We start from the raw sequence: 25,880 nt of genomic DNA on the forward strand, positions 1-25,880 counted from the left end.
GCCGCCCTTCGCCGCCGGGGCGGGGTGGAGCGGAGGAATGGGCGGGGCCGAGACGGACCCGCTCGGCCTCACCTGCGATCCGCAGCCTTGGAGAGGGCCTTGGCGACGAGTTCGGCGACGTGCTCGACCGCTTTCACCCCGGCCCCCATCGTGCGGTGCCGGTGGGAGATGACGGCGATCAGGTACGTGTGCCCGTGGCGGTCGCGTACCCGGCCGATGCTGTTGACCGTCCACCGGCCCCCGTCGCGCGGCCGTGGCAACCAGCCGTTCTTGAGGGCGACGTCCCCGCGTCCGGCCGCGCTGACGCCCCACGACTGCTCCGGCGTCACCTCGCTCATCAGGCCGAGCACGTACCGGCGGTTCTTGGCGGAAAGGGGGCTCTTGGGGGAGGTGAGCGCGGTCAGGAGGCGGAGCTGGTCGGCGGCGCTGGTCGTGGTCGCTCCCCACGCTCCTCCGGGGCCGGGGGTGGTGTCGCGCAGGCCGAGCTTCCGGTGGGCGGCGGCCAGGCCCGGCGCGCCGCCGATCGCGGACCACAGCGTGGACGCGGCGGCGTTGTCGCTGACCTTGACGGCCCGCGCCGCCGACCGCCGTTCCCGGCCGGTGAGGCCACGGTGCCGGCGCTGGGCCTTGAGCAGCAGCGCGACCACGAGGTCGACCTTGACGATGCTGGCGGTGGCCGTTCTGAGGCGGTGGTTGTAGGTGTAGGACAGGCCGGTGGAGAGCTCGCGTACCGACACCGAGAGCTGGCCGGGGAGGTCGTCCAGGTAGCGGTGCAGGGAACGGGTCAGCGCCTTCCTGTACGACGAACCGCGCGGAGCAGGCGCTGACGGCGTGGTCGCGGCGACCGGGCGGGGGACGAGCGGGGCGGGTACGGGTGCGGGGGCGGGGCTGCATGAGATGAGCAGGGATGACGAGAGGACGGACGCCGCCAGGGTTCGCCGGAGCGGTCGCGTCCCGGGCTGGGACGGCACAGCGGCCTACACGGGGGAGAAAAGCGACAAAGAGCGCGAAGCCATGGTAGGCAGCATTGCGGCGCAGCTGTTTCTCCGGTGTTAGCCGGGGCGGGTTCAGCTCGGTGAGCCCTTGCCTTCCGGGTCCAGCGGCGTCTGCTTGCAGGTGGTGCCGCGCTTCGGGGGCTGAGCGCTGATCAGGTACTGCTCGACCGGCTCGCGGATGCACTTCTCCGTGTTGGTCAGGTAGGCGGTGTGTCCGTCGCCGTCGTAGGTGAGCAGGACGCCGGAGGTGAGCTGGTCCGCCAGGCTCTGAGCCCACCTGTACGGGGTCGCGGGGTCGCGGGTGGTGCCGATCACGAGGATCGGCGGCGCTCCGGTCGCGGTCACCGCCCTGGGCTGCCGGGTGGGCCTGACCGGCCAGTACGCGCATGCCAGCCACGGCCACACGACGAACGAGCCGAAGTGCGGCGCGACCTTCCCGGCCCGGTCGGCCAGGTCCTGAACGGCCGCGAGATCGGCGGGAAACGGCTTGTCGACGCAGTTGACCGCCTGCAGTGCCCCGAACGGGGCGATCATCTCCTGCGCATAACCGAGCTTGAACAGGCCGGTGCCGTCGCCGTCGTCGATCGCCTGTATCAGCGCCTGCCGCAGCGTGGGCCAGTAGTTCCGGTTGTAGAGGGCCGTGTAGATCCCCTGCGTCACCCCGTCGTCGTCCACCGGGACGCGGCCGTCCGCCCGGTTCTTCAGGGGTTCGCGGGCGGCCCGTTCCTGCAGGTCGGAGATCTTGCCGACGGCCCGGTCCACGCTCCCGGCGCCCAACGGGCAGCCGGCGGTGCTGACGCAGTAGGCGGCGAAGGCGCGCAGTGCCGTCTCGAAGCCCTCGGCGTGACCGAGGAGGAACTCCTCGCCCGTCAGTTTCGGGTCGGACGCGCCGTCCAGGACCAGGGCCCGCACGTTCCGGGGGAACTGGTCGGCGTAGAAGGCGCCCAGGTACGTGCCGTACGAGAATCCGAGGTAGGTCAGCCGCCTGTCGCCGAGCGCCGCCCGCAGCACGTCCATGTCGCGGGCGGCGTTGACCGTTCCGACGTACGGCAGGTTGGCCCCGGACCTGGCCTCGCAGGCCGCCACGAACGCCCGCCAGAACGTGGCCTCGGCGTTGACCTGGGCGCGCGTGGTGGGCGGATCGTAGAAGAGACGCTGCTCGGCCTGCCGGTAGTCGAGGCAGCGCACCGGATCGCTCCGCCCCACGCCGCGGGGGTCGAACCCGACGAGGTCGAAGCGATCTCGCAGTGCCTCGCCGAACGCCTGGCTGGAGGTACGGAGGAAAGAGACGCCGGATGCGCCGGGCCCTCCAGGGTTGGTCACCAGTGAGCCGACGCGCCGGGATCTGTCTTTCGCGGGCAGCCGGATGACGGCGATCTTCAGCTGGCGACCCTCGGGACGGGCGTAGTCCCGTGGCACCTTCAACGTGGCGCACTGAAAGCCTTCTCTGCAGTCCGACCACGACAATCTCTGCTGATAAAACGGCTCAAGGCCGGATGCCGGCGCGGTCGCCGTCATCGTCATGCTCTGTGCGCCGGCGCACGCGACCGCGAGCATTCCCGTCGCCGCGGCTACCGCTGTTCTCCGAAGTGCCGTCACCGCCCATTCCCCCTGTTTCGGGCGATTCATTACTCTACGTGAGGCTATTTACCCGTTCAGTTATTATGTAACGCAAAGTGAGGGGCGGAGGCATCGACACCTCCGCCCCTCCGGCCCCTGGGAGTCAGGACCGGCGTCGCGAGGAGCGCCATGGGCATATGGAGAACCTCGCCGGCCCCCGCGACGCTAATCCGCCTCCCGGCGCCGCGTCTGCGCAGGATTACTCAGAAGCTCATCATCCGCTCGGCCGGTGCGGGGCGCAGCGGCGGCACCATGTGCACCCTGGCCGAGCCGATGTCGAAGAACAGCCCCACCAGCTCCAGCTTCCCGGCGCGCACCTGCTCGTCGACCTTCCGGTAGGTGCGCAGGTTCTCCAGCTGCTGCTGCACGTTGACCCGGCACAGCACGTCCAGAGCGCCGCTGTGCAGCCGGTCACCCTCGGTCTCGATGAACGTGGCCAGGCTGTGGTTTCCGTGCCGCAGCCACCTCCTCAGCCCCGGCAGGCTGCCCGCCTGCACCCCGCCGCTCAGCACCCCGGCCATGGCGCCGCAGCCGGAGTGCCCGCACACCGTGATCGTGTGTACGCCGAGGACCTGCGTGGCGTACTCGATCGCCGCCACCACCGAGTCGTCGTGCGGTTCGGAGCCCCGGCGCGGCACCAGGTTGCCGATGTTGCGCACCGTGAACAGGTCTCCGGGCCCGCTCGCGGTGATGAGGCTGGGCACGATCCGGGAGTCGGCGCACGTGATGAACAGGTGCGAGGGCTGCTGCTTGCGGGCCAGCTCGGTGAAGATGGGCCGGACCAGCGGCGCCGTACGCCGGTGGAACTCGCGCGCGCCCGCCGTCAGCAGGCACTCCGCCTCGGTGGAGTCGGGAGCCGAGGGACGGACGGGATGGCGGCGGTGCGACCACGGCAGCCACCAGCGGTCCGGCACCTTGGGCGGCGACTTCACCGGGAACATGCGCGCGCCGCTGGCCGCCAGCGTGTACCACTCGTCGTGCAGCTCGTCGATGTCGACCGTGCCGCCCATGCGCTCGTGGTCCAGCCGCCAGGAGTGGATGGCCTCGAAGGCGGCGTTGTCCATGAAGTCGATGTTCAGGTCGAGGTCCACGGCGGTGGCCGGGGCGATCGTCCGCAGTTCGTGCGTGAGCCTGGGCACCCCCAGGAACGTCAGCGAACCGGACACCGTCACGTGCAGCCGCCCGTCGCCGCCGTCGCGCTTCAGGACCGTGACCCAGGTCAGGCGGCGCAGCGCGAGCAGCGCGGCCAGGATCAGCCCCACCACGACGCCCTCGGCGAGCCCGAGCGCGATCACGGTGAGCATCGTCACCACGTAGACGGGCACCTCGCCGTGGCCGTGCACCTTCCTGATGTGACCGAGGTTCACCATCTGCACGCCGATGAACACCAGCAACGCCGCCAGCGCCTCCAGCGGGATCAGCTTGATCGTCCAGCCGAACCCGATCGCGAACACCAGCACCCACACCCCGTGCAGGATCGCCGACCAGCGGGTGTGCGCGCCGGCCTGCACGTTCGCGGTGCTGCGCACGATCACCCCCGCCACCGGCAGGCCGCCGAGGGCGCCGGTGACCATGTTCGCGACGCCCTGGCCGGTCAGCTCCTGGTCGAGGTCGGCGCGGCGGCCGCCGTGCATCCCGTCCACCGCCACGCAGCACAGCAGCGACTCGCACCCGGCCAGCAGCGCCACCAGCAGCACCGCCCCCACGATCAGGTGCCAGTCGCCGTGCGGCAGGACCGGGAAGGCCCACTCGGTGACGCTGTGGGACAGGTCCACGCGCGTGACGTCCCACTCGAACACCCACGCCGTCACCGCCGCCACGACCAGCGCCACCAGTGGCGCGGGCACGACCTTGACCCGCTTGGGCAGCCGCGTCCACAGCGCCAGCACCGTGATCGTGAGCAGTCCGACGGCGACCTTGTGGCCGTGCAGGTTCGCGATCTGGCCGGGCAGCTCGATCAGGTTGGCCACGGCCGAACGCTGCGAGCTGCCGCCCAGCACCACGTGGAGCTGGGAGAGGGCGATGATCACGCCGACGGCCGCCAGCATGCCGTGGATGACCGCCGGCGACACCGCGAGTGCCGCCCTGGCCGCCTTGAACACGCCCAGCAGGAGCTGTACGGCGCCCGCCAGCAGGGTGATCATGCAGGTGGCGCGCCATCCGTACGTCTGCACGAGATCCACGACCACCAGCGACAACCCGGCGGCGGGTCCGCTGACCTGAACGGCGGAGCCGCCCAGGACGCCCGCCACGATCCCGCCGACCACGGCGGCGATCAGACCGGCGGCCAGTGGCGCGCCGGAGGCCATCGCGATGCCCAGGGACAGGGGCACCGCGACGAGGAAAACCACGAGCGAGGCTGGCACGTCATGCCGGAGGGTGCTCAGCCAGCTACTCTTCGTGTCGGGGATCATGGAGCAAACCCTATTGCTCCGTCGACCCTGCTTTAGGGGTGTCTCACGCTGGTTTTACCCATTAATGGGCGCGTGCGTTCACCGGTAGTAGTCGTGCGGGTGTTCCTGGTCCGACCCGCGACGGTGGTTGCCGCCGTCGTTGCCGTTCTGGGAGCCGTACGTCGGCCACGAGGTCGCGCTCGACGGCGGCTCCGGCCAGGCGGCGGCCGGGGCGGTGGTGATGTCGCCCGTCTCGTACGCGAACGGCGCGCCCTGCGGCGTCGGAGGCACCGGAGTCGACGTGGACAGCACGTCGTCGTAGGCCGAGACCGCCCTGCCGGGCACCGTCGGGGTGCCGGTGGCGGGGGAGGGGCCGGTGAGCGGGTCGGTGTCGTCGGCCACGGCCCAACCGGAGCGCACCTCGTACGAGGCGGGGTAGGAGGAGCGCGCGGCGGGCTGCTCGAACGCCGGCCAGGACGTCCCCGAGCCGTAACCGGCGGCGGGGGCGGGGTCGTCGAGGATGTCGGGCTGCGCGGGCCAGGAGCCGGACGAGGAGGGCGTCGCGGGCGGGTTGGTCCAGGTGGTCTCGGCCGCGTTGTTGTAGGCGGGGAACGGGTCGCTCGTGGGCGCGCCGTGGATGGGGGCCGGCTGGGCGGGGAAGGAGCCGCTCGAGGAGGGGGTGGCGGGGTAGGCGCCGCTCCCGCCGGGCTGGCTCACGGGGCTGGCCGGGAAGGTGCCGCCGGCGGCGGGGGCCGCCGGGAAGGAGCCGGTGCCGCTCCTGGGCGAGTTGTTGGACGACAGGGAGTCGGGGCGGGGGGAGGGGACCGGCTGGGCGCCCGCGCCCAGGATGCTCATCACGTCGGCCGTGGGGGCCGCGAACGTCACCGTACGCTGGTCGGCCATCTCCGACTGGGACGGAGCGGGGCGCTTGGCGGGCTCCACCAGGTCGGCGAGGTTGGCCGCGGCGGAGGCCGGCTGGCGCTGCGGGAGGGGGGCCTGGACGGTGGTCGCGTCGGGGTCGACGGCGGCGGCAGCGGGCCGCGGCTTCGCGGTGCGCTCCTGGCGCTTGGGGGCCGCGGGGCGCTCGGCGGGCTTCTCACGCTCGACCGGACGGGAGGAGGCCTTCCTGGCCGCCACGGTGCCACCCGCGCCGAAGCCGCCCTCTTCCGCGTCGCTGCGGATGTTGGCCCAGAACTCCTCGTCGTCGTCATCCGTGCTCGGGTTGCCCCACTCGTCGACGCCGCGCCTGCCACGCTGACCGGTGCGCACCGGTTTGGGCTCGCGCTCGCCGATGGGGCTGAAATCGGGGCTGAAATTGGCCATGCGAGGCTCGTGCGAGGCGAACTCGTCGGTGGACCGCGTCTGGGTCCTCTCCTCCTTCTCGGCCATCTCCTTCAGGCGCTCCGGAGGGAGAGAGCTCTCCCTTCGGCTCATGGAACGCATGCCCAGTGCCACGACGACGAGCACGAGGAGCACGACAGCGACCAAGCTCACTACGACCGCGATCATTGCACCACCCTCAAAGCCATGGCCTCCCTTCGGCGCTGGTGAGATCGCGCGGCCATCGACGCGACCTGCCCCCAGTGATCACCAGTGCCTAACGATTGGATCTGATTGTGTCGGACCACTATGAGCGTTGTCACACCCTACGTGAAGAATAGGTACACCGGACTACCTGCTGTGATCGCTCTCTCACTGGATGTCGACCGCTGTGAGCCGACCCCGGGCGATCGTCTTGTCCGCGATCTCCTTCAGGATGTCGGGGAGCTCGTCACCCTGCTTGAGGTCGACCCGTCCGTTCAGCGTGTAGACGGTGAAGCGATAGCTGCCCGGGCTTGTGCAAGGTGGCTCATAGCCCTCCTTGCCGCCGGTGACCTTCGCCTGGCCGGACCCCTCGGGCGGGTCCGCCGCGGCGTTGGGCCCCAGCTCGGTCGTGGTCGCCGGGATGTTGTAGAGCACCCAGTTGACGGCCGAATCGGACGGTGTGTGGGAGTCGACCACGATCGCGATCGACTTCGCCTCGGACAACGGTTGGCTCGACCAGCGCAGCGGAGGACTGCCCTCGCCACCCCGGCAGGAGTATTCGGCGGGGAGCGGCTTGCCTTCCCCCAACTCCGGGCTCGAGACGTTGATCTCCGCGATGTCCTTGGCCTGAGATCTGCCGATGAAGCTGCCGCAACCGGCCAACGCGAACGCCGCAGTCACCGCCGTCACACTGACGGTGATGCGCCGCATGCGTGTTGCCGCGTTACACAGCCCCATGCCGGACGATGCTACGCGGCTCTCGGCGGTGCGCAGACCGTTTCTCGATGGTCGGTGCTCGGTAAAGGATCCGAAACGGGTCAGAATCGCGGGATCCGTGGAGTGACGTTGGCCACAGGAGTGGCCTGCGTGTCTGTTGGGGGACCGGAATCGGGTCGCGCCTCGGACCCGGCCTGGCCTGCTGGTTCGGTGCGGTGGGACGGGGGTGGGGTCATGCGCCCGGATCCGACAAAACGGACAGCGTTTTCGGTCACGGTGATGCCGCAAAAACCAGGTGCGCCGGATTGGCCCCTGGATGTAGGAGCTCGTGGTGATTCGGGCGGCTCTGGTGTCCCGAATCGGGCGGTGGTGGTTCGCGGGGTGAGGGGTGCCGGCGCGACAGCCGGTGGCGCGGTGGTCGGGGACCGGGAGTCACGGCCGGTGGTGGTTCGAGCGGGTGACGGCGGCTGCCACGTTGCGTGAGGCGCTAGCGCGGTGGTGCGGTCATGCGCTGGCCGAGCCTGGTTGGCACGTACGTGGCGCCGCCGACGTGGCCAAGCTCGACAGCCTGCGGCCGGCCGCCACCGAGCATGGCACCGGGGCGGAGGGGCGCGACGGCCGACACGCCGAGGATCTCGGTCGATCTTTAGCGGCCCGCGGGCTGATCGCCCTGCCTCCGCGCGCCCTAAGCTGGCCTTGTGACGTCAACTGGCCCACTGCGCGATCCGGCGAACCGCGTCTCGCCGAAAGCCGTCCGCCTGTGGCTGCTCGAATCGCTGGTCGCCTTCGTGTTCTTCCTCGGCGGCTCGCTTCTGGTGGCGCGGTGGGTGGGCGGGAGCGGCTGGTCGTGGGTGCCCGGCTGGTTCGCGGACAACTCATGGCTGCTGCCGGCCGCGGTCGTGCTGCTGACGGCGCCGTTCCTGGTGGCCGAGCCGTTCGTACGGTACGCCGTGCACCGCTGGGAGCTCTCAGGGGACGTCGTCTACGCCAGGTCGGGGTTCTTGACCAGGGAGTGGGTGTTCGTGCCTGTGAGCCGCATCCAGACGGTCGACAAGGGGCAAGGGTGGATGGAGCGGCTGCTCGGGCTGGCCACGCTCGAGATCCGTACCGCGTCCCATGCCGGGTCCTCGACGATCAAGGGTCTTGACTACGCGGTGGCGGCCGGGCTCGCCGAGCAGCTCGCGCACCGCGCCGAGGCGCTCAGGGACGACGCGACATGACCGAGCCCCACCACCCGCAAGGCGACCCGCCCCCTCAGCCCTCTTGGAGCGACCCGCGTCCTCGGCCGGATCCCGCCCCTCGAAGCGACCCTGGTCCTCCGCCTCCGAGCGAGCCGCGTCCTCTTGCCGCCCCTCCGCAGCCGTACCCCCGGGATGGCGCTCCGTCCTGGGTCGCGCACCCGGGCGGCGGCGACGGGAGCGGGCAGGCGTCCGAGCCGTGGAGCGGTCCGCCCGGCCCGATGGGAGGGCCGCCGGGTCCTCCGGTCCGGGTGCCGCTGCGGTTGAGCCCCAAGGTGCTGCTCATCGACCCCGTACGCATGCTGCCCTCCCTCCTCCTGCCCCTCGTCGGCGTGCTGTTCGTGGGCGGGTTCTCGGCCCACTCGTACGTATGGGCGGCTCTGGGCGTGGCGGGGACCGTGGTGTTCGCGATCATCAGGTGGGCCACCTTCAGCTACGAGATCGTCGGCGACCGGCTGGAGACCAAGCGGTCGCTGATCAGCCGTTCCGTCCGTACCATCCCGCTTGAGCGGATCCGTGGCGTCGACGTGTCCACGCCGCCCCTGCACCGCCTGCTCGGCCTGACCGTGCTCAAGATCGACACTGGGGCCAGCGGCGGCGACGAGGAGGCCGAGCTCGACGGGGTCACGCCGGAGGAGGCCGACCGCCTCAAGTCGGTGCTGCTGCGGCGCGCGCTCCGGCCCGAGGCGCAGGTTTCCGAGGCGGCGGCCCCTCACGAGCGAGTGATCATCGGGGTGCCGCGGAAGTGGCTGCTGTACGGGCCGCTGTCGGGTGCGTACCTGCTCACCCCCTTCGCCCTCGCGGGCGGCGCCGTGGGCCTGGCGTTCCAGTGGGGCGACGACCTGGGCCTCGACCAGGACGCCGCCTGGAGCGCCGGGGAATGGGTCTGGGACCATCCCTACCTGCTGGTGGCCGTGGCGGTGCTGCTCGTGCTGGCGATGCCGGTCGTGGGCGGGCTGATGTACGCGGTCTTCAACTGGGACTTCAAGCTCAAGCACCGCGACGGCTACCTGGTCGCCGAACGAGGGCTGATCAACCGGCGCAGCGTGTCGCTGGAGTCCGCCCGGGTGCGCGGCTACGAGATCGTGGACGGGCTCGCCGAACGCTGGGCCGGGGTCGTACGGGCCTGGGCCATCGTCACGGGGCTCGGCGACTCCGAGACGCGCGGGCAACTCCTGCCCGACGTGCCCCGGGCCGTGGCGTACCAGGTGACCGCGGAGGCCATCGGCCCCCACCAGGCCGAACTCCGCCGCCACCCGCCCGTGGCGCGCAACCGCCGTCTGTTCCGCGCCGTCTTCCCGTGGGCCGTGCTGGCGGTGGCGAGCGCCGTGGGGATCTGGGCGACGGGCATGATCCTCTGGTGGGTCCTGCTGGTGCTCGCGCTGCTGCTGGCCGGGGCCGGGATTCCGCTCGGGCTCGACCGGTACCGGTCACTGGGGCACGGCTACGACGGGGTACGCGTGGCGGTGCGGTCGGGGTCGCTGCGGCGCTCCCACGCCGTGATCGAACGCCGGGCCGTGGTGGGGTGGCGGCTGCGGCAGACGTGGTTCCAGCGGCGGGCCGGAGTGCTCACGCTGATCGCCGGGGTCGGGGCGGGCAAGGGGGGCTACTCGGCGATCGACGTGTCGGTGGCCCAGGGGGCGGCGTTCCCCGGTGAGGTGACGCCGGAGTGGCTCGCCCCCTTCCTCGAGTCCCCCGGCACACCGCCCACGGCCTGACCCCCGGCACCGCCCGGTCCCTCTCGTCTGTGCGGTGGACCGGGAAGTTCGTGCCGAGGCATCGATCCCCCTTCCCTCGGCGGCGGACCGGGAGGCCCCGGCCTTCGTCACGGCCCTCGCGCCGGTGTGGTGCCGCTGAGGTCGTGGCACCGTGGCTGGCGGTGGGCCGCCGAGGTCGGTCTCCGCGCCTGGGGCGGTCAGTCCTGGCGGCGGGCGCCGAACATGATCTCGTCCCAGGTCGGAACCGAGGCGCGGCGGCCCCGCGAACCCTTGCGCGCCTGGCGGGCCGCCGGAGCGGGCGGGGGAGACGGCACCGGCACGGGCGGCTCCTCCTTGGGCGCGTCCTTGCCGGACCGCGCCGCCGGGACCGCCGGGGCGGTCTTGGGCTCCGTGGGCTTGGGCTTGGGAGCGGGCGCCGGCGGCTTGGCCTCCTGAGCGGGCTGCTCGGGCTCGGCCGCGCTCTCGGGCTTCGGCGCAGCGGGCTGAGCCGCGGGCTCCGGCGCGGCGGCCTCGGCAGGCTTCGTCGCAGCAGTGCTCGCGGCCGCGGCACCGCTGGCGGGCTCCGTCGTAGTGGTGGTCGCGGCTTCCTTTGCGGCGGCGGCACTGGCGGGCTCCGCCATGGCGGTGCTGGCGGCCTCCGTTGTGGGGGTGCCGGCGGCCTCCGGTGTGGCGACCTCAGGGGTCGCCTCGGGCTGCGGCTGGGCGTCCGGTACGGCCTGGGTCGCCTTCTGCTCGGGCATGGCGGCCGTCGGCTCGGCGGTGGGCGCGTCTGCCGCCGGCTTGGACGTCTCGGCCTTTACGGCGTCGGCGGCCTGGGCGTCCGTGGTGGGTGTGGTGTCCCCATCGGCGGGCGCGTCGGCAGGCGCGGAGACGGCCTCGGAGACCGGCGCGGGAGCGGGCTCAGGAGTGGGCTCAGGAGTGGGCTCGGCGTCGGTGACCGACGCGACCGGCTCGCCGGCCGACGACGTGTCCGACTCGGTGGCCGAGGACGCGACCGGCTCGGTGGCCGAAGAAGTGACCGGCTCCGTGGCTGGTGCCGACTCGGTGACCGGGGTCGGCTCCGGGGTCGGCTTCGCGGACGCGACCGGCGCCGCAGATGCCGCCGACTCCGAGGCAACCACCGGCTCGGCGACCGCGGTCGGCTCCGCGGATGCCGCGGGCTGGGTGACTGCCGTCGGCTCGGAGACCGCTGCGGGCTCGCTGACCGCGGTCGTCTCGGAGGTCGCTGCGGGCTGGGTGACGGCCGTCGCCTCAGAGGTCGCCGCGGGCTCGGTGATCGCGGTCGGCTCCGTGGTCGCCGTGGGCTCGGCGACCGGGGTCGGCTCCGCGGATGCTGCGGGCTCGGTGACCGTGGTCGGCTCCGCGAGTGTCGCCGGCTCGGTGGCCGACGTCGGCTCGGTGGTCGCTACGGCCTCCGCGGGTGCCACGGGGTCTGCGGATGCCACGGGTTGTGCGGCCGCCGTCGCCCCATGGGCCACGACCGGCTCAGGGGCTGCGGTCGGCTCGGAGGTCGCGATCGGGGCCGGGGCCGTGCTCGGCCGGCTGGTCGCGGCGGAGTGGGCGTCCTGAGCGGGCTCCGTGGACGGCTCCGGTGCGGCAGGCCGCTCCATCGCAGCGGGCGTTGCGGCCTCGGGCTTCGCGGCCTCGGGCTGCGCGGGTGACTCCACGGCGGCGCTCGCCTGGCCCTGGCCGACACGCTGGGCTTCAGCGGCGAACTGGGCGTCAGCGCCGGGCTGGGTCTCAGCAGCGGGCTGAGCCTGGGCAGCGGGCTGAGCCTGGACTGCGGGCTGGGCCTGGGGCGCGGGCTGGGCCGGGGTGGTGTGCGGGTCGCGGGTGGTGGGCTGGTGGTGGGGCTCGGCGGTGGGCTGGGGCGTGGGCGGTGTGGCCGCGGCGGGCTGGGACGGTGCGGGGGCCTGCGGGGCAGGGCTCTGCTCGCGCCAGGCCACCGGGCGCTCCTGGGCGGGCGGCTCCTCGACGGCGGGCGGAGGTGAGGTGCGGGAGTCCGCGGGAGTGCCGGCAGGGGCGTAGATGGAGGAGTCGGCCTCGCGCCCGGCAGGACGGCCGGAGCCGAAGTCGGGCAGCCACGGCGAAGACCCGCCGCGGCGGGACGAGGTGTCGCCGGGGCGGGCATAGCCGGTCTCGCGGGCGGGCGGCTCCGGCCGGTAGTGCTCGCCGGGGTCGGGCGTGTCGTAAGACACCTCTCTGGAGGTGTCAGGCTCACGTGGAGGCGCGCCCCGCTCGAACGGGGGCGCCGTCTCCGGGGCGCGGCCGTACGCCGTCTCCGGCGACCTGGGCGGCGGGTTGTAGCCGACCGCCGGCTCCTCCGGCTCGCGGCGCACCACCGACGGGAACGGCAGCGGGTCGGAGGCGAGCGGCGGCACGGGCTGCAGCTTGGCCACCCGCGGCGTGAACGGCGTCACCGTCGTGTCCTCCACGACGACGGGATCCGGGTCGAAGTCGGCCGCCGACAGCCGCATGGCCTCGTCGTCATGGGGCGTCACGTGCCGCTTGCGCGGGTCGAACAGCCATTCGGCGTGGCGCGTGTGACCGTTCCACACGTAGCCGAGCTTGACGCGCCACAGCCCGTCGTCGCGCTTGGCGGAATCCCAGTCGATCTCGTCGGTGGGCACGCCACGCCTGGTCAGCCGCTCGGCGACGAGGTCGCCCAGGGTGGGCCCGGGCGCCGACTCACCGGGCATCCGGACGGCCACACGTTGCGCCTGCTGGGCGACGTACTCCCGCTCCTGCAGCACCGGACCCTCGAACCAGCGGACACGCTCGACCGGGATCCCGGCGGTCGCGGCTATCTCCTCCGCCGTCTCTCCGGCGCGGATGCGAGCCTGGATCTCCTTGGGGCGCAACGGACTCTCCACTTCGATCTCGTACTGGCCGAGACGGGAGAAGTTGCCGCGGACGGCAGCACGGAGCCGGTCGTCCACGGGAAGCGTGAAGCGCGTACCTCGCCCGGCAGTAGCCAGCACGAGATAGGTGCCGTCCTCACTCACCGCGACGAGTCGGAGCTCCTGCATGCGAGTCCCTTCGTCAGCGTCGCCATTCTTCCCCCGGACCCTTGAGTCTCTCGCGTGTGCCGGTTGCCTGCCAGCACCGTACCCGGCATGTCCGAACATCGCCTTCCTGGGATACTCCCGGGACGGTGTGACGCCGGTCACATTTGTCGAATCCATCCCTCTAGAGCCCGCCGTTGTGCAGGTGGAGGTTAGAGGCCCCTGACGGATTCTGACGAATCGCGGCGCGTGGTGTCGTGCACTTGAGCCAAGAGGCCAGAACGGATGGGGCGGCGCCAGGATGGCGCTCCAGGTATTGGGCGGCGACCCCGGCCAGATACGGTGCGTGAGCGGAGAAGGCCTGAGCGCCGGGCACGGCCCGGCAGGCGCCGGAGGACGCCGCGCCGACCACGAAGACGCCCGACCGCACCAGCGACCGCGTGGCGGCGTCGAGCGCGGGGGAGTCGGACCCGTCGACGGCCAGGTTCGCGACGGAGGGGCCGTGGGCGTGCCTGCCGATCCAGTCCAGCCCGGCGAGCAGATCAGCCAGGGTGCCGTAGCCGGCGCAGCCGAGCACCCGCACGGAGGCGATCCGGGCCTTCGGCGCCATGACGTTGACGCGCCGCGCGGCCTCGGTGCCGTGGCCCGCGCAGTCGTGCCCGGTGCCGCCCGTGGCGTCGAAGGCGCGCCAGGCCCGGTCGCCGAGCTCGGCCCGGGCCGTGTCCAGGCCGCTGTCCACGACGTACACGGTGGCGCCGGCGCCGGTGGCCCAGTGGGAGCGCGGGCGGGATTTCCCGAGCGTCATGGGGCGGATCTCGCGGTCGGGCTCGACCGCGAGCACCCGCGGGTCCGACCGGAGCTCGGCCAGCTCGGCGGCGGTGAGGAAGGTGGCGAAGCCGGGCAGTGCGGCGGTGTAATAGCGCCGCACCCGCCACCGCACCTCGCCGACGAGATCGCGGGCGGCGCCGCGGCTGCGTGCCGTGACGATGAAGGGCCGGGTCGGCTCGGTGGGGGCGGGCCGCAGGGCGAGTCCTGACGCGGGCGTCATGGCGAGAGGAACGGCGGTCGTGGCGGCGGTGGCCACGGCCGCGGCGAGGTACACGGAGGGCAGGCCGAGTCGTCGGGGCACGAGTTACGAGGATGCCCGCCACGAGGCCCGCGCGGATCCCAGGACACGTTTTCGAGCAAGCTCTTTACCTAACGATGCGTTAGCCGAGCACTAGATCCAGGTACTCATTGCCGAATAGGCGTCCCGGGTCGAGCCGGTCGCGCAGGGCCGTGAAGTCCGCGAAGCGGGGATAGACCTTGTTCAGGTAGGAAGCGTCCCTGGTGTGCAGCTTGCCCCAGTGCGGCCGCCCGTCCAGCCGCGTCATGATCTCCTCCACACCCTCGAAGTACGCGGGGTTCGGCGTCGGCCGGTAGATGTGGCACGCGATGTACGCCGACGACCGCCCGTACGCGGTGGACAGCCACGCGTCGCTGGGCGGCGTGACCCGCACCTCCACCGGGAACGTGATCTTCCAGTCCATCCGGTCGATCAGGTCCCTGGTCTCGCGCAGCGCCTGGCCGAGGCGTTCGCGCGGCACCGCGTACTCCATCTCGAGGAAGCGCACGTCCCGCCGCGCCGTGAAGACCTTGTACGACGTGTCCACCGACTCCGAGTCGCCGAGCGCCGCCGCGCTGACGGCGTTGATCCGCGGGATCAGGTCGGGGAAGCGGCCCCCGAGCGCGCAGGCCGCGCCGAAGACGGTGTTCTCCAGGAAGACGTTGTCCAGCCAGTGCCGCAACGCGCCCGGCGGCCGGGCCGGGCCCGGGCTGCGGTTGTTGGTCTTGACCAGGCAGGCGTCGGTGTGCGGCAGCCAGAAGAAGTCGAGGTGCTCGTTCGCCGAGGTCAGCTCGTCGAGCGAGCCGAGCACCTCGCTGAGGGACAGCTTGCGCCGCCGGTTGTGCAGCAGGAACGCGGGCTCAACCCGGAGCGTCACGGCCGTCAGCACCCCGAGCGCCCCCAGCCCGACCCTGGCCGCGTCGAACAGGTCCTCGCCCGGCCCGGACGTCGTCACCGAGCCGTCGGCCAGCACCAGCTCCAGCTCGGCGACCTGGTCGGCGAGGCCGCCGCTGTCGCGGCCGGTGCCGTGCGTGCCGGTCTGGATCGCGCCCGCGACGGTCTGCTCGGTGATGTCGCCCATGTTGGCCAGGGCCAGGCCGCGCTCGTCGAGCAGCTCGTTCAGCACGCGGAGCGGGGTGCCGGCCAGCACGGTCACGCGGTCGTCGCCCCATGACCTGATCCCGGTGAGCGCGCCGGGGCGCAGCATGACGCCGTCGGTGAGGGCCACCCCCGTGAAGGAGTGGCCCGTCCCCACCATGCGGACCCGCCGCCCGGAGGCGGCGGCGTCCCGCACGGCGCGTACGACGTCCTCGACCGAGGCCGGCGTACGCACCTCGGCAGGGGTGCCCGACTGGTTACGCGCCCAATTCGCGAACGTCATGAGCGCCCCTCCAGAGCATCGTTCGGTTAGACGCGAACGATACTCACTTCTCCCAGCCGGCGGGAACCGGGAAGATGTCGCCGGGCTGCAGGTTCTGCTGCTTGACGATGTCGGACACCGTCACGAGGTGGTAGCCCTTCTTCTGGAGCGACTTGATGAGGGCCGGCATCGCGTCCACGGTCTGCTTCACCCAGTCGTGCATCAGGATGATGCCGTTGGGCTGCGCGACCTCCATGGTCTTCTTCTTGATGGCGTCGACGTTCTTGCTGGACCAGTCCTCGGAGCCGGCGGTCCACAGGATCATCGGCATGCCGAACTCCGTGGCGACGTCGGCGACCTGCAGGTCGGCCAGCCCGTACGGCGGACGCAGCAGCTTGGGCTCGACGCCCGAAGCCTTCTTGACCGCGTCCTGGGTCTTCTTGATCTCGTTCCTGATGGCGCCCGCGTCGGACTTGGTGAAGTCGGGGTGGCTGTAGCTGTGGTTGCCGACCTCGTGGCCCTCGGCCACCATGCGCTTGACGAACGCGGGGCGGCTCTTGACGTACTGGCCCTCGAGGAAGAACGTCGCCTTCGCGTCGTACTTCTTCAGCGTGTCGAGGAGCGTTCCCGCGTACTGGCCGGGCCCGTCGTCGAACGTCAGCGCGAGGCACTTGACCTGCTCGCAGTCGACCGGCGCGGCCTTCTTCGGCGCCTGTGCGAAGGCGGGCGCCGGGGCCAGAGTGACGCAGACAGCCGCGATAGCTAGAAGTGAACTGATTTGTCGGGACATAGGTAATGCTTCCAATGAGATGGGTGTTGCGAGGGATGTCCCGACCGTAGCGGATCAACTCTTGGCGGGTGAAGGAGCCTCGGGAAGTCTCAGCAAACCCGAACCTCCGATACCCACGGCCGCGGCCAGGATCGCCGCACTCCAGGAGAAGGCGTACGCGTTGGACGCGCCGAACATCTCGGTGAGCCGCCCGCCGGCCCACGCCCCGACCGCCACGCCGAACCCGATCGACGTCGAGATCCACGCCATGCCCTCGGTGAGCAGGGACGGAGGCACCAGCCGCTCGGTGAGCGAGAAGCCCGTGATGAGCGTCGGCGAGATGGCGAATCCGGCCAGGAACAGGGCCGGCGCCATGATCCGCGCGTCACCGATGAACATGATCGGTATGAGCCCCACCACGAACAGCGCGAGCGTCCGCACGAACCGCCCGCGCAGCGAGATCTTCCATTCCCGCGACCCGAACCACAGCCCCGACACCATCGACCCGCCCGCGAACGCCGCCAGCAGGAACCCGGAGGCGCCCTTCACGCCGTGCTCCTCGGCGAAGGCCACCGTGATCAGGTCGACCGAGCCGAACACGGCGCCCAGCGCCAGGTAGACGCACGCCAGCAGGGCGATGCCGGGGATCAAGATGGGAGTGCCCGCCACCGTCTTGACCGGCTGCACGGGCGGCTGGGTGCGCCGCTGGGCCGCCAGCGCGAAGGTGCCGAGGAGCATGCAGACCAGGGCCACGACCAGCCCCGCGTACGGGTTCACGGCGGTGGCCAGCACCGTGACCAGCGCGGGCCCGGTGACGAAGATGACCTCGTCCACCACCGACTCGAAGGCGAACGCGGTGTGCAGCCTGCCCGACCCGCCGTGGATGACCGACCAGCGGGCCCGCACCATCGAGCCCAGCGACAGCGAGGTGCCGCCCACGAGCAGGCCCGAGGCGTACAGCGTCCAGTCGGGCAGCCCGAACCCGGCGCACAGCATCAGGGCGACCAGCGCGAGCGCGTTGACGACGGCGAACGGCGGGATCACCCGGCCCTGCCCGAACCTGTCCACGAGACGGCCCGACATGGGGGCGGCCACGGCGAAGGCCAGGTTGGTCATGGCGGCGACGCCGCCGGCGGTGGCGTACGACGAGGTGAGCGCGGAGACCAGCAGCACGACCCCGATGCCGAGCATGGACATCGGCATGCGGCCGATGAATCCCGCCAGGACGAACCCCTTGACGCCGGGCCCGTCGAACAATCCTCGGTAAGGCCCGACCACGCCTTTTCCCCCTTACTTGAGCCAAGTAACCATGGCGCACCGTATGTCCGTATGGCAAGTGATTTAGCGGCCGAGTGGGTTAACGTGTCCCGAGTGTCCGGTCTTCCCTCGTTCCGCGCGGTCATCCTCATGGTCGCCGCCGTGCTCGTGGTCACGGCCGCGGCCGGCGGAGTCGTCGTGATCCTGGGCGACGACCTGGTCAAAACCGCGAACGAGCCGGTGCGCAGGAAGCCCACGCAGCGGCCGCAGCAGCCCTCGCCGCGCCTCGACCAGCTCGTGCCCACGGCCGCGCCGGTCAAGGACTTCGGCCAGGGCGGCGCCGGGGTCACCGCGACGCCGCCGCGCGTGCTGGCCATCGCCGCGGGCACGGTCCCCAAGAGCACGAGGTTCGCGCTCAGCGGGCTGAAGTACGTGCAGAAGGTGGCCGTGGTGGACGCGGGCGCGATCAAGGTGGCCGGCACCGGCCTGAACCTGCTGGCCGTCGATCCCGCCGACTTCCGCTCCTGGACGCCGCAGCCCGTCGCCGACCAGCCCGCCGTGTGGAGCGCGCTGGCCAGGGGCGAGCTGGTGGCCGACGCGGGCGCGATGCGCAAGTTCGGGATGATCCTGGGCGGCATGTACCAGGTGGACGGCGGTCCCCGGCTGCGCGTGGCGGCCTCGGCCACGCTCGGGCTCATGGGCGTGGACGGGCTGGTGAGCGCGGACCTGGGCAGGTCGCTGGGGTTCGCGCCGGGGGTCGCGGTGCTGCTGCACGGCAAGGCCGGCAAGATCAGCGAGGCCGGGGTGCGCAAGGTGCTCGGCAAGGGCTCGCAGGTCGTCATGCTGGACGCGGCGCACCGTACGCCGAAGCAGCAGAAGCCCCAGACGACGGTGAACGTGGGCCGCCCGGGCAGCTACCTGGACCTGTACAAGGCGTCGGCCACCCGCTGCCCGGGGCTGTCGTGGACGGTGCTGGCGGCGATCGGGCAGGTGGAGAGCAGCCACGGCCGCAACAACGGCCCGTCCAGCGCGGGCGCGCTCGGGCCCATGCAGTTCATGCCCGCCACCTGGAAGCACTACGGCGTGGACGGCGACGGGGACGGCAAGTCCGACATCTGGAGCCCGTACGACGCGGTGCCCGGCGCCGCCAACTACCTGTGTGCCAACGGCGCCGGCCAGGGCGGCGAGAAGCTACGCAAGGCGATCTGGTTCTACAACCACTCGTGGGACTACGTGAACAAGGTCATGGGGATCGCCCAGGCCTACGCCCGTACTTACGCCTGAGGGCGTCTGCGGGGAGCCGGGCAGCAGGTGAGCGCGCAGGGGATGGGCTCGGGCTCGTCCATCAGTTCGCGCACCATCTGGACGAAGCGCAGGTGCGTGCCGGCGGTCGCCGCCCGCTCCATCGGCAGCGCCAGCTCGGCGGCCACCTGCCTGGCCTCGGTGTCGAGGTCGTAGACGACCTCCATGTGGTCGGAGACGAACCCGATCGGCACCAGCACGACCGAACGGGCGTCCGTCTTGCGCAGGAAGTCGCAGACGTCCGGCTCCAGCCACGGCACCTGTGGCGGGCCGCTGCGCGACTGCCACACCAGGTCCCACGGCTGCGTGCGGCCGAGCGCCTGGCTGACCAGCTCGGCGCTCCTGCGGAGCTGCGCCTCGTACAGGCCGCCCGAGGGGCCCGCGGTCTCGGCCATGGAGACGGGGATGCTGTGGGCGGTGAACACCAGCCTGGCGTCGTCGCGGCCGAGCCGGTCGAGCGCGGCCCGCGTGTGGTCGGCCATCGCGGCCACGAACCCCGGGTGGTCGCCGAAGTGGCGCATCTTGACCAGCTCGGGGCCGTCCTCGACGGAGATCCTGGCGATGTCCTCGTAGTACTGGCGGCAGCTCGAGTAGCCCGCGAACGCCGAGGTCGCGAACACGGCCGCTTTCCTGATCCCGTCGGCCTTCATCTGGCGGACGGTGTCCTCGCCGAACGGGTGCCAGTTGCGGTTGCCCCAGTAGACGGGCACGCCGGCGATCGGCCGCAGCGCCTCGACCAGGTCGCGGTTCTGCCGGTTGATCGGGCTGACCCCGCCGAAGCCCTGGTAGTGCTCGGCCACCTCGAGCAGCCGCTCGCGCGGCACCCCCCTGCCGCGCACGACGTTCTCCAGGAACGGCAGCACGTCCTCGGGCCCCTCGGGCCCGCCGAACGACAGAACCAGCAACGCGTCGTAAGTTCCCACGTGACCACAGTATTGGGGTATGCGGGCGGTCTATGCTGCGAGGTAGGTTCGGTGGAGTGAGCGCATTCAATGACATACGCGACTACGTGGCCATCCCCCGGGTTCTCTCGCTGAAGCTCTCCCCCGACGGCTCCAGGTTGATCTCCACAGTCCAGTCACTCAACCCCGACGGCAAGTCTTACGGCACCGCGCTCTGGGCGATTCCGGTCGACGGCGAGCCCTACCGGCTGACCCGCTCGGCCAAGGGCGAGTCGGCCGCGGTCTTCACGGCCGCGGGCGACGTGCTGTTCACCTCCGCCCGCCCCGACCCCACCGTCAAGGACTCCTCCGACGAGGTGCCCGCGCTCTGGTTGCTGCCCCGCGCGGGCGGTGAGGCCCGCCAGGTGGCCACCCGCCCCGGCGGCGTCGGCGCGGTGCGTACGGCCGCCGACGTCGTGGTGTTCTCCGCCGACGTGCTCGACGGCGAGGAGGCGGCCGACGAGGACAGGCGCAAGGCCCGCAAGGACGCCGGGATCAGCGCCATCCTGCACGAGGGTTACCCGATCCGCTTCTGGGACCACGACCTCGGCCCGGGCCGCACCAGGCTGTTCGCCGCCAGGCTCGGCGGCGACCGCCTGGAGGACGTGCGCGAGCTGACCCCCGACGCGGGGGAGGGGCTGCGGGACGCCTCGTTCGAGCTGAGCCCGGACGGCGCCACGGTGTTCACGACCTGGCGCACGTACCTGCCGAAGGGCGAGAGCCGTACCGACCTGGTGGCCATCGACGTGGCCTCGGGCGAGCGGCGCACGGTGCTCACCGAGGACGGCTTCGACTACACGGGCCCGCTCGCGATCTCGCCCGACGGCTCCAGGGTGGCCTGCGCCCGCGACCGGTTCACCGGGCTGGAGGTCTCGGCGCGCAGCGAGCTGTGGATCGCCGACGTGGCCACCGGCGAGGGCCGCGCGTACGCGCCCGACCTGTTCCCCTCGGACATCGCGTGGGCGCCGGACTCCTCGGCCGTCTACATCGTGGCCGACCACCAGGGCCGCCGTCCGGTCTTCCGCGTCCCGCTGGACGGGGAGAGCAGCAGGCTCACCCTGGACGACGCCGCGTACACCGGGCTCAACGTCTCCTCCGACGGCGGCTCCGTCTACGCGCTGCGCAGCGGCATCGCCCTCGCCCCCGGCCCGGCCAGGATCGACGTGGCCGGCGGCGAGATCGTCGACCTGCCCTCGCCCGGGCCGCGTCCCGAGGCGCCGGGCACGCTGACCGAGATCTCCGCCACCGCTGACGACGGCGCCACGATCCGCGGCTGGCTCGCGTTGCCCGAAGGCGCCTCGGCCGACGAGCCGGCGCCGTTCGTGCTGTGGATCCACGGCGGCCCGGTCGCCTCGTGGAACGACTGGCAGTGGCGCTGGCAGGTATGGCTCATGACCCAGCGCGGGTACGCCGTGCTCATGCCGGACCCGTGCCTGTCCACCGGCTACGGGCAGGAGATGATCGACCGCGGCTGGGGCAACTGGGGCCCGCGCACCCAGGCCGACCTCGACGCGATCGTCGACGTGGCCCTGGCCAGGGACGACATCGACAGCGAGCGCATCGGCGCGATGGGCGGCTCGTACGGCGGCTACATGGCCAACTGGCTCGCCGGCCACAGCGACCGCTACAAGGCCATCGTCACCCACGCGGCACTGTGGAACCTCGACCAGTTCGCCGGCACCACCGACGCCGCCATGTACTGGCAGCGCGAGATGGGCGAGCCCGGCTCCGAGCGGTACCAGCTCCTGTCGCCGCACAACTCCCTCGACAAGATCACCACGCCGCTCCTCGTCATCCACGGCGACAAGGACTACCGCGTGCCGATCGGCGAGGGCCTGCGGCTCTGGTGGGACCTGCGGCGCAGCGAGGTCGAGTCGAAGTTCCTGTACTTCCCCGACGAGAACCACTGGATCCTCAAGCCGGGCAACATCGTCGCCTGGTACGAGACCGTCTTCGCCTTCCTCGCCCAGCACGTGCTCGGCGAGGAGTGGAAGCGTCCGGACTCGGTGGCCTGATGACGGATTTCCTGAGACTGGCCGAGGACATCGCGCGTGAGGCGGGCGACATGCTGCTCGCCAAGCGGCCCACGATGTCCGAGGAGATCGAGACCAAGTCCAGCCCCACCGACGTGGTCACCGCGCTGGACAAGGCGTCGGAGGAGCTCATCCGCGAGCGCATCCTGGCCGCCAGGCCCGGCGACAGGATCCTCGGCGAGGAGGGTGGGGAGAAGCCCGGCGATTCGGACGTGCGCTGGGTCGTCGACCCGATCGACGGCACCGTCAACTTCCTGTACGGCCTGCCGGAGTGGGCGGTGTCGATCGCCGTCGAGGTGAACGGCCAGGTCGTGGCCGGGGTCGTCAACCTGCCGGCGCGCGGCGAGGTCTACACCGCGGCGCTCGGCGAGGGCGCCTGGCTCGGCGCCGAGCGGCTGCGTTGCAACACGGGCGTGCCGCTCGCGCAGGCGCTGGTGGCGACCGGGTTCGGCTACGCGGTGAGCAGGCGCGCGGTCCAGGGCCAGGTGGTCGCGGCGGTGCTGCCCCGGGTGCGGGACATCAGGCGCGGCGGCTCGTGCGCGATCGACCTGTGCTCGCTCGCGGCGGGCCGCGTGGACGCCTACTACGAGCGCGGCATCAACCCGTGGGACTACGGCGCGGCCGGCCTGGTGGCGACCGAGTCGGGGGCCAGGCTCGAAGGCCTGCACGGCAGGCCGGTGAGCCCGGAGTTCGCGCTCTGCGCGGCGCCGGGGCTCTTCGAGGAGCTGCACGACCTGCTGGCGGCGCAGAACCCGGAACGGGACGCCTGAACGCGAACGGCCGGAGCCCCGGGGGCTCCGGCCGTTCGCGCTTGGTCAGCGGGGCAACGGGATGCCGTGATCGTCGGCCAGCCTGCGCAGGTCCTCGATCTCGGCGGTGAGCGTGTCAGCGAGATATTCGTCGCCGACGCTACGGGCCTCCCGAAGGCCCTTATAAGCCTGGTCGAGGCGGTGTTCGATCGTAGTCGTGAACTCGCCCATCTCACCTACTCTCTGGGGTCCGATCCGTGTCTTAGGGCGAAGTACGCCCATTGCCGGGTGATGTCCGGGCGATGGGTGTCCCGCAGGCATACCCCGGCCCGTCGCACCCCGAAACATGAATTTTGTGCTCCTCTCCCTGACCGGGGGGTCACCCACCTCTGAACATGCCTTACCGTGCGCTTATCGAGGCTGTGGCCAGAATGAGTGACCAGAATCGGAGAGAGGTGCATCAGGCGTGCGGGTGCTGGTGGTTGAGGATGAGCGGGTGCTCGCCGACGCGATCGCGACCGGGCTGCGGCGCGAGGCCATGGCGGTCGACGTCGCCTACGACGGGGGCGGCGCCCTCGAGCGGACCTCCTACATCGACTACGACGTGATCGTGCTGGACCGCGACCTGCCGGTCGTCCACGGCGACGAGGTGTGCCGTCGCCTGGTGGAGCAGCGGAGCGCCTCGCGGATCCTGATGCTGACCGCGTCGGGCGACGTGGACGACAAGGTGGAGGGTCTCGGTCTGGGGGCCGACGACTACCTGGCCAAGCCGTTCGTGTTCATCGAGCTGGTCGCCAGGGTGCGCGCGCTCGGCCGCCGCTCCGCGCCCGCCCTGCCGCCCGTCCTGGAGCGCGGCGGCATCCGGCTCGACCCGGGCAAGCGGCTGGTGGAGCGCGACGGCAAGGAGGTCGTGCTGACCAAGAAGGAGTTCGCGGTGCTCGAGGAGCTGATGCGGGCCGAGGGCGCCGTGGTCAGCCAGGAGGACCTGCTGGACAAGGCATGGGACGAGAACATCGATCCCTTCACGAACGTGGTCCGCGTGACCATGATGACGCTGCGGAAGAAGCTGGGCGAGCCTCAGGTGATCGAGACTGTGCCCGGGGTTGGGTACAAACTGTGAGAAAACGGCGATCCATTGAACGCCGCACGGCCGTCGCGGGGGAGGCCCCGTGATGGAGAGGTCGGAGGAGCTCCAGTCGGGGCCGACACATCCGATGATCAGCCCGCATTCGGCGAGGAAGGCGACGCGCGTGCAGCAGGCGCCACCACCCAGCGGGCCGCCCGCCTGGGACGGCCCGCCACCGCCTGAGCAGTCGCCGGTGCAGAGGACGCCGATGGAGCGGATGAGAGAGCTGCCCGCCAAGGTCAGCATCCGGTGGCGGCTGACTCTCACATACGGCGCGCTCGTCTTCGTGGCGGCCGCCGTGCTGCTGGGGTCGGTCTACGTGATCGTCGGGACGGCGATCAGCTCCGCGTGGCCCAGCATCGACCTGTCGTGGCTGTCTCCCTCCGATAACGAGCAGTTCCAGATCGCCTGGCACAGCTGGCAGAAGCAGGCGGTCCAGGACGCGCGGGACGCGCTGTTCAGCAACGCCCTCCTCGCGCTGATGGGCGTCGGCATCCTGGCGCTGATCATCGGCTACTTCGTGGCCGACCGGGCGCTGCGGCCGGTGGCCCAGATGACGGCGACGGCGCGCAAGCTGTCCGAAAGCACCCTGGCCCATCAGCGCATCGACCTGCAGGGCCCCAACGACGAGCTGAAGGAGCTGGCCGACACGTTCGACGCCATGCTCACCCGGCTCAACGTCGCCTTCGACACCCAGCGCAGATTCGTGGCCAACGCCTCCCACGAATTGCGAACTCCCCTCACGATTAACCGGACCGTCCTGGAGATCGCCCTGTCCGATCCCGAGGCGTCCGAGGATCTCAAAGCGCTCGGCCGTACCCTTCTCGAAGTCAACGCGCGTAACGAGAAGCTCATCGAGGGACTGCTGTTGCTGGCGAGGAGCGAGCGCGAACTCGCCGTGCGCAAACCGGTCGATGTCCGGGAAGTCGGTCAGACGGCCGTGGAACAGGTGACGGCCTTCGCCGAGGAGCACGGGGTAACCGTGACGGCCGAACTGGTCAGCGCGCCTACCATAGGCGATCCGGTGCTCCTGGAGCGGTCGGTCAGCAACCTCCTGGAGAACGCGGTCAAGTACAACATTCCTGAAAACGGAAAAGTATGGATCCGGACGGGAATGGCGGACGGTGCCTTGGTTGTTCAGGTGGCCAACACAGGGCAGCATGTCCCGGCGTACGAGGTGAACAGCCTATTCGAGCCCTTCAGGAGGCTCCACGCGGACCGCGTGGATTCGGCGAAGGGATCGGGGCTGGGGCTGTCCATCGTTCGTGCGGTGGTTCAGGCTCACGGTGGAAATGTGGCCGCGGTGCCACGTGATGGTGGAGGGCTCGTCGTGACCATTCGGCTCCCGAGACGCTGAGATCGTCTTGCTCCGGCACGTTCGTCCGTGTGTTGGTGCCCGTGTTGAGGCGTGGGGGGCGTCTCATTCACGCCGCACATGTGGTTGGATGTGCCGTCGAACACGGTGGTGCATGGCGCCAAGGCTGTGGGTTTCGCCATATTTGGCTAACCATTGCCGACGGCAGCAGGCCCTGACGTGTTGGGAGGTTCGTCGTCCGTTCCAGCGGGGTACCCATGGGAAATCTCCCCGGCGGAACGGGCACAAGATGGGCTTCCTGGACGTTAGAAGACGCGCGATGAGCGCGAGGACATATAGATGAGGGGGATGGAGTAAGCACAATGGCTACCGACTACGACAGCCCACGCAAGACAGACGACGACCTGGGGGAGGACAGCCTCCAGGAGTTGCAGGCGCGGCGCACCGACAAGTCGTCTGGCAGCATCGACATCGACGAGACCGACCTGGCCGAGTCGCTCGAGCTGCCCGGTGCGGATCTGTCGAACGAAGAGCTCTCCCTGCGGGTGATCCCCCGTCAGGCCGACGAGTTCACCTGCTCGCGCTGCTTCCTGGTGCACCACCGTAGCCAGCTGGCCTCCGAGAAGAACGGCCAGCAGGTCTGCCGGGAGTGCGCCGCCTAATCGACTGGAGCGAAATGCTCGGGGTAGGGAGACGAAGCCCGACCTTGAGTG

Annotated in this window: 20 protein-coding genes; 8 read left to right on the forward strand and 12 right to left on the reverse strand. The window is 71.2% G+C overall.

Features of this window, described 5'->3' with window-relative positions; translation table 11 throughout:
* Window positions 1-68: 68 nt before the first annotated feature.
* From ABZX61_RS13600 to ABZX61_RS13620, 5 genes are all read right to left on the reverse strand, one after another.
* Complete coding sequence (locus tag ABZX61_RS13600) at window positions 69-971, reverse strand: serine hydrolase (protein WP_355194330.1); 903 nt, start codon at window positions 969-971, stop codon at window positions 69-71.
* A gap of 96 nt (window positions 972-1,067) precedes the next feature.
* Complete coding sequence (locus ABZX61_RS13605; protein WP_355195171.1) at window positions 1,068-2,414, reverse strand: alpha/beta hydrolase; 1,347 nt, start codon at window positions 2,412-2,414, stop codon at window positions 1,068-1,070.
* A 404-nt stretch (window positions 2,415-2,818) separates the two neighbouring features.
* Entirely contained in the window at window positions 2,819-5,029 is a 2,211-nt protein-coding gene (locus tag ABZX61_RS13610; protein ID WP_350722921.1) for a bifunctional SulP family inorganic anion transporter/carbonic anhydrase, read from the reverse strand.
* Between the two features lie 78 nt (window positions 5,030-5,107).
* Window positions 5,108-6,517, reverse strand: a complete 1,410-nt coding sequence (locus ABZX61_RS13615; RefSeq protein ID WP_355194332.1) for a hypothetical protein — start codon at window positions 6,515-6,517, stop codon at window positions 5,108-5,110.
* Window positions 6,518-6,700: 183 nt separating this feature from the next.
* Window positions 6,701-7,213: a YbhB/YbcL family Raf kinase inhibitor-like protein gene (locus ABZX61_RS13620; RefSeq protein WP_355194334.1), complete on the reverse strand. Its 513-nt coding sequence runs from the start codon at window positions 7,211-7,213 to the stop codon at window positions 6,701-6,703.
* A 734-nt stretch (window positions 7,214-7,947) separates the two neighbouring features.
* On the opposite strand from ABZX61_RS13620, the gene ABZX61_RS13625 reads away from it, so the two are divergent.
* A complete protein-coding gene (locus ABZX61_RS13625; protein WP_350722916.1) occupies window positions 7,948-8,469 on the forward strand; it encodes a PH domain-containing protein in 522 nt (173 codons plus the stop codon).
* Window positions 8,470-8,750: 281 nt separating this feature from the next.
* A complete protein-coding gene (locus ABZX61_RS13630; protein WP_355194337.1) occupies window positions 8,751-10,205 on the forward strand; it encodes a PH domain-containing protein in 1,455 nt (484 codons plus the stop codon).
* A gap of 197 nt (window positions 10,206-10,402) precedes the next feature.
* On the opposite strand, the gene sepH is transcribed toward ABZX61_RS13630, so the two are convergent.
* The 5 genes from sepH to ABZX61_RS13655 form a co-directional block, all read right to left on the reverse strand.
* Window positions 10,403-13,234 carry a septation protein SepH gene (gene sepH, locus ABZX61_RS13635; RefSeq protein ID WP_355194339.1) on the reverse strand — a complete coding sequence of 944 codons (2,832 nt, stop codon included), beginning with the start codon at window positions 13,232-13,234 and terminating at the stop codon, window positions 10,403-10,405.
* Window positions 13,235-13,394: 160 nt separating this feature from the next.
* A complete protein-coding gene (locus tag ABZX61_RS13640) occupies window positions 13,395-14,339 on the reverse strand; it encodes a S8 family serine peptidase (protein ID WP_355194341.1) in 945 nt (314 codons plus the stop codon).
* A 79-nt stretch (window positions 14,340-14,418) separates the two neighbouring features.
* On the reverse strand, window positions 14,419-15,696 hold the full coding sequence (locus ABZX61_RS13645; RefSeq protein ID WP_355194343.1) for a D-arabinono-1,4-lactone oxidase: 1,278 nt from the start codon (window positions 15,694-15,696) through the stop codon (window positions 14,419-14,421).
* Between the two features lie 43 nt (window positions 15,697-15,739).
* Entirely contained in the window at window positions 15,740-16,465 is a 726-nt protein-coding gene (locus tag ABZX61_RS13650) for a polysaccharide deacetylase family protein (RefSeq protein WP_350722907.1), read from the reverse strand.
* A 54-nt stretch (window positions 16,466-16,519) separates the two neighbouring features.
* Entirely contained in the window at window positions 16,520-17,722 is a 1,203-nt protein-coding gene (locus ABZX61_RS13655; protein WP_355194346.1) for an MFS transporter, read from the reverse strand.
* A gap of 93 nt (window positions 17,723-17,815) precedes the next feature.
* Here ABZX61_RS13655 and ABZX61_RS13660 point away from each other — a divergent pair, with 93 nt between their 5' ends.
* Complete coding sequence (locus ABZX61_RS13660; RefSeq protein WP_355194348.1) at window positions 17,816-18,985, forward strand: lytic transglycosylase domain-containing protein; 1,170 nt, start codon at window positions 17,816-17,818, stop codon at window positions 18,983-18,985.
* On the opposite strand, the gene ABZX61_RS13665 is transcribed toward ABZX61_RS13660, so the two are convergent.
* Window positions 18,976-19,926 (reverse strand): ferrochelatase, encoded by a 951-nt coding sequence (locus tag ABZX61_RS13665; protein WP_355194350.1) that lies wholly within the window; start codon window positions 19,924-19,926, stop codon window positions 18,976-18,978. The two genes, ABZX61_RS13660 and ABZX61_RS13665, sit on opposite strands and share 10 nt — an antisense overlap.
* 32 nt (window positions 19,927-19,958) lie before the next feature.
* Between ABZX61_RS13665 and ABZX61_RS13670 the strand changes: the two genes are divergently transcribed.
* Window positions 19,959-21,959: a S9 family peptidase gene (locus tag ABZX61_RS13670; RefSeq protein WP_355194352.1), complete on the forward strand. Its 2,001-nt coding sequence runs from the start codon at window positions 19,959-19,961 to the stop codon at window positions 21,957-21,959.
* Entirely contained in the window at window positions 21,959-22,747 is a 789-nt protein-coding gene (locus ABZX61_RS13675) for an inositol monophosphatase family protein (protein ID WP_355194354.1), read from the forward strand. The genes ABZX61_RS13670 and ABZX61_RS13675 overlap by 1 nt, the downstream gene beginning before the upstream one ends.
* Window positions 22,748-22,792: 45 nt before the next feature.
* Here ABZX61_RS13675 and ABZX61_RS13680 read toward each other — a convergent pair whose 3' ends face one another.
* On the reverse strand, window positions 22,793-22,957 hold the full coding sequence (locus ABZX61_RS13680; protein ID WP_165959788.1) for a hypothetical protein: 165 nt from the start codon (window positions 22,955-22,957) through the stop codon (window positions 22,793-22,795).
* A 235-nt stretch (window positions 22,958-23,192) separates the two neighbouring features.
* Between ABZX61_RS13680 and ABZX61_RS13685 the strand changes: the two genes are divergently transcribed.
* The 3 genes from ABZX61_RS13685 to ABZX61_RS13695 all read left to right on the forward strand — a co-directional run bounded on the left by ABZX61_RS13685 (window position 23,193) and on the right by ABZX61_RS13695 (window position 25,829).
* Window positions 23,193-23,846: a response regulator transcription factor gene (locus ABZX61_RS13685; protein ID WP_350722895.1), complete on the forward strand. Its 654-nt coding sequence runs from the start codon at window positions 23,193-23,195 to the stop codon at window positions 23,844-23,846.
* A 292-nt stretch (window positions 23,847-24,138) separates the two neighbouring features.
* Window positions 24,139-25,209 (forward strand): HAMP domain-containing sensor histidine kinase, encoded by a 1,071-nt coding sequence (locus ABZX61_RS13690; protein WP_355194357.1) that lies wholly within the window; start codon window positions 24,139-24,141, stop codon window positions 25,207-25,209.
* Between the two features lie 320 nt (window positions 25,210-25,529).
* Window positions 25,530-25,829: a DUF4193 domain-containing protein gene (locus tag ABZX61_RS13695; protein ID WP_020542847.1), complete on the forward strand. Its 300-nt coding sequence runs from the start codon at window positions 25,530-25,532 to the stop codon at window positions 25,827-25,829.
* Window positions 25,830-25,880 lie beyond the last annotated feature (51 nt).

Origin of the sequence: Nonomuraea sp. NPDC003709 (assembly GCF_040610775.1) — a bacterium.
In the GTDB taxonomy this organism is placed as follows: Bacteria; Actinomycetota; Actinomycetes; order Streptosporangiales; family Streptosporangiaceae; genus Nonomuraea; species Nonomuraea angiospora_A.

What these genes read in the sequence shown, in the direction of transcription:
- ABZX61_RS13610 (WP_350722921.1), bottom strand. Translation starts at nt 5,029, where the DNA reads ATGATCCCCGACACGAAGAGTAGCTGGCTGAGCACCCTCCGGCATGAC.
- ABZX61_RS13615 (WP_355194332.1), bottom strand. Translation starts at nt 6,517, where the DNA reads ATGATCGCGGTCGTAGTGAGCTTGGTCGCTGTCGTGCTCCTCGTGCTC.
- sepH (WP_355194339.1), bottom strand. Translation starts at nt 13,234, where the DNA reads ATGCAGGAGCTCCGACTCGTCGCGGTGAGTGAGGACGGCACCTATCTC.
- ABZX61_RS13645 (WP_355194343.1), bottom strand. Translation starts at nt 15,696, where the DNA reads ATGACGTTCGCGAATTGGGCGCGTAACCAGTCGGGCACCCCTGCCGAG.
- ABZX61_RS13650 (WP_350722907.1), bottom strand. Translation starts at nt 16,465, where the DNA reads ATGTCCCGACAAATCAGTTCACTTCTAGCTATCGCGGCTGTCTGCGTC.
- ABZX61_RS13670 (WP_355194352.1), top strand. Translation starts at nt 19,959, where the DNA reads ATGCTGCGAGGTAGGTTCGGTGGAGTGAGCGCATTCAATGACATACGC.
- ABZX61_RS13675 (WP_355194354.1), top strand. Translation starts at nt 21,959, where the DNA reads ATGACGGATTTCCTGAGACTGGCCGAGGACATCGCGCGTGAGGCGGGC.
- ABZX61_RS13680 (WP_165959788.1), bottom strand. Translation starts at nt 22,957, where the DNA reads ATGGGCGAGTTCACGACTACGATCGAACACCGCCTCGACCAGGCTTAT.
- ABZX61_RS13695 (WP_020542847.1), top strand. Translation starts at nt 25,530, where the DNA reads ATGGCTACCGACTACGACAGCCCACGCAAGACAGACGACGACCTGGGG.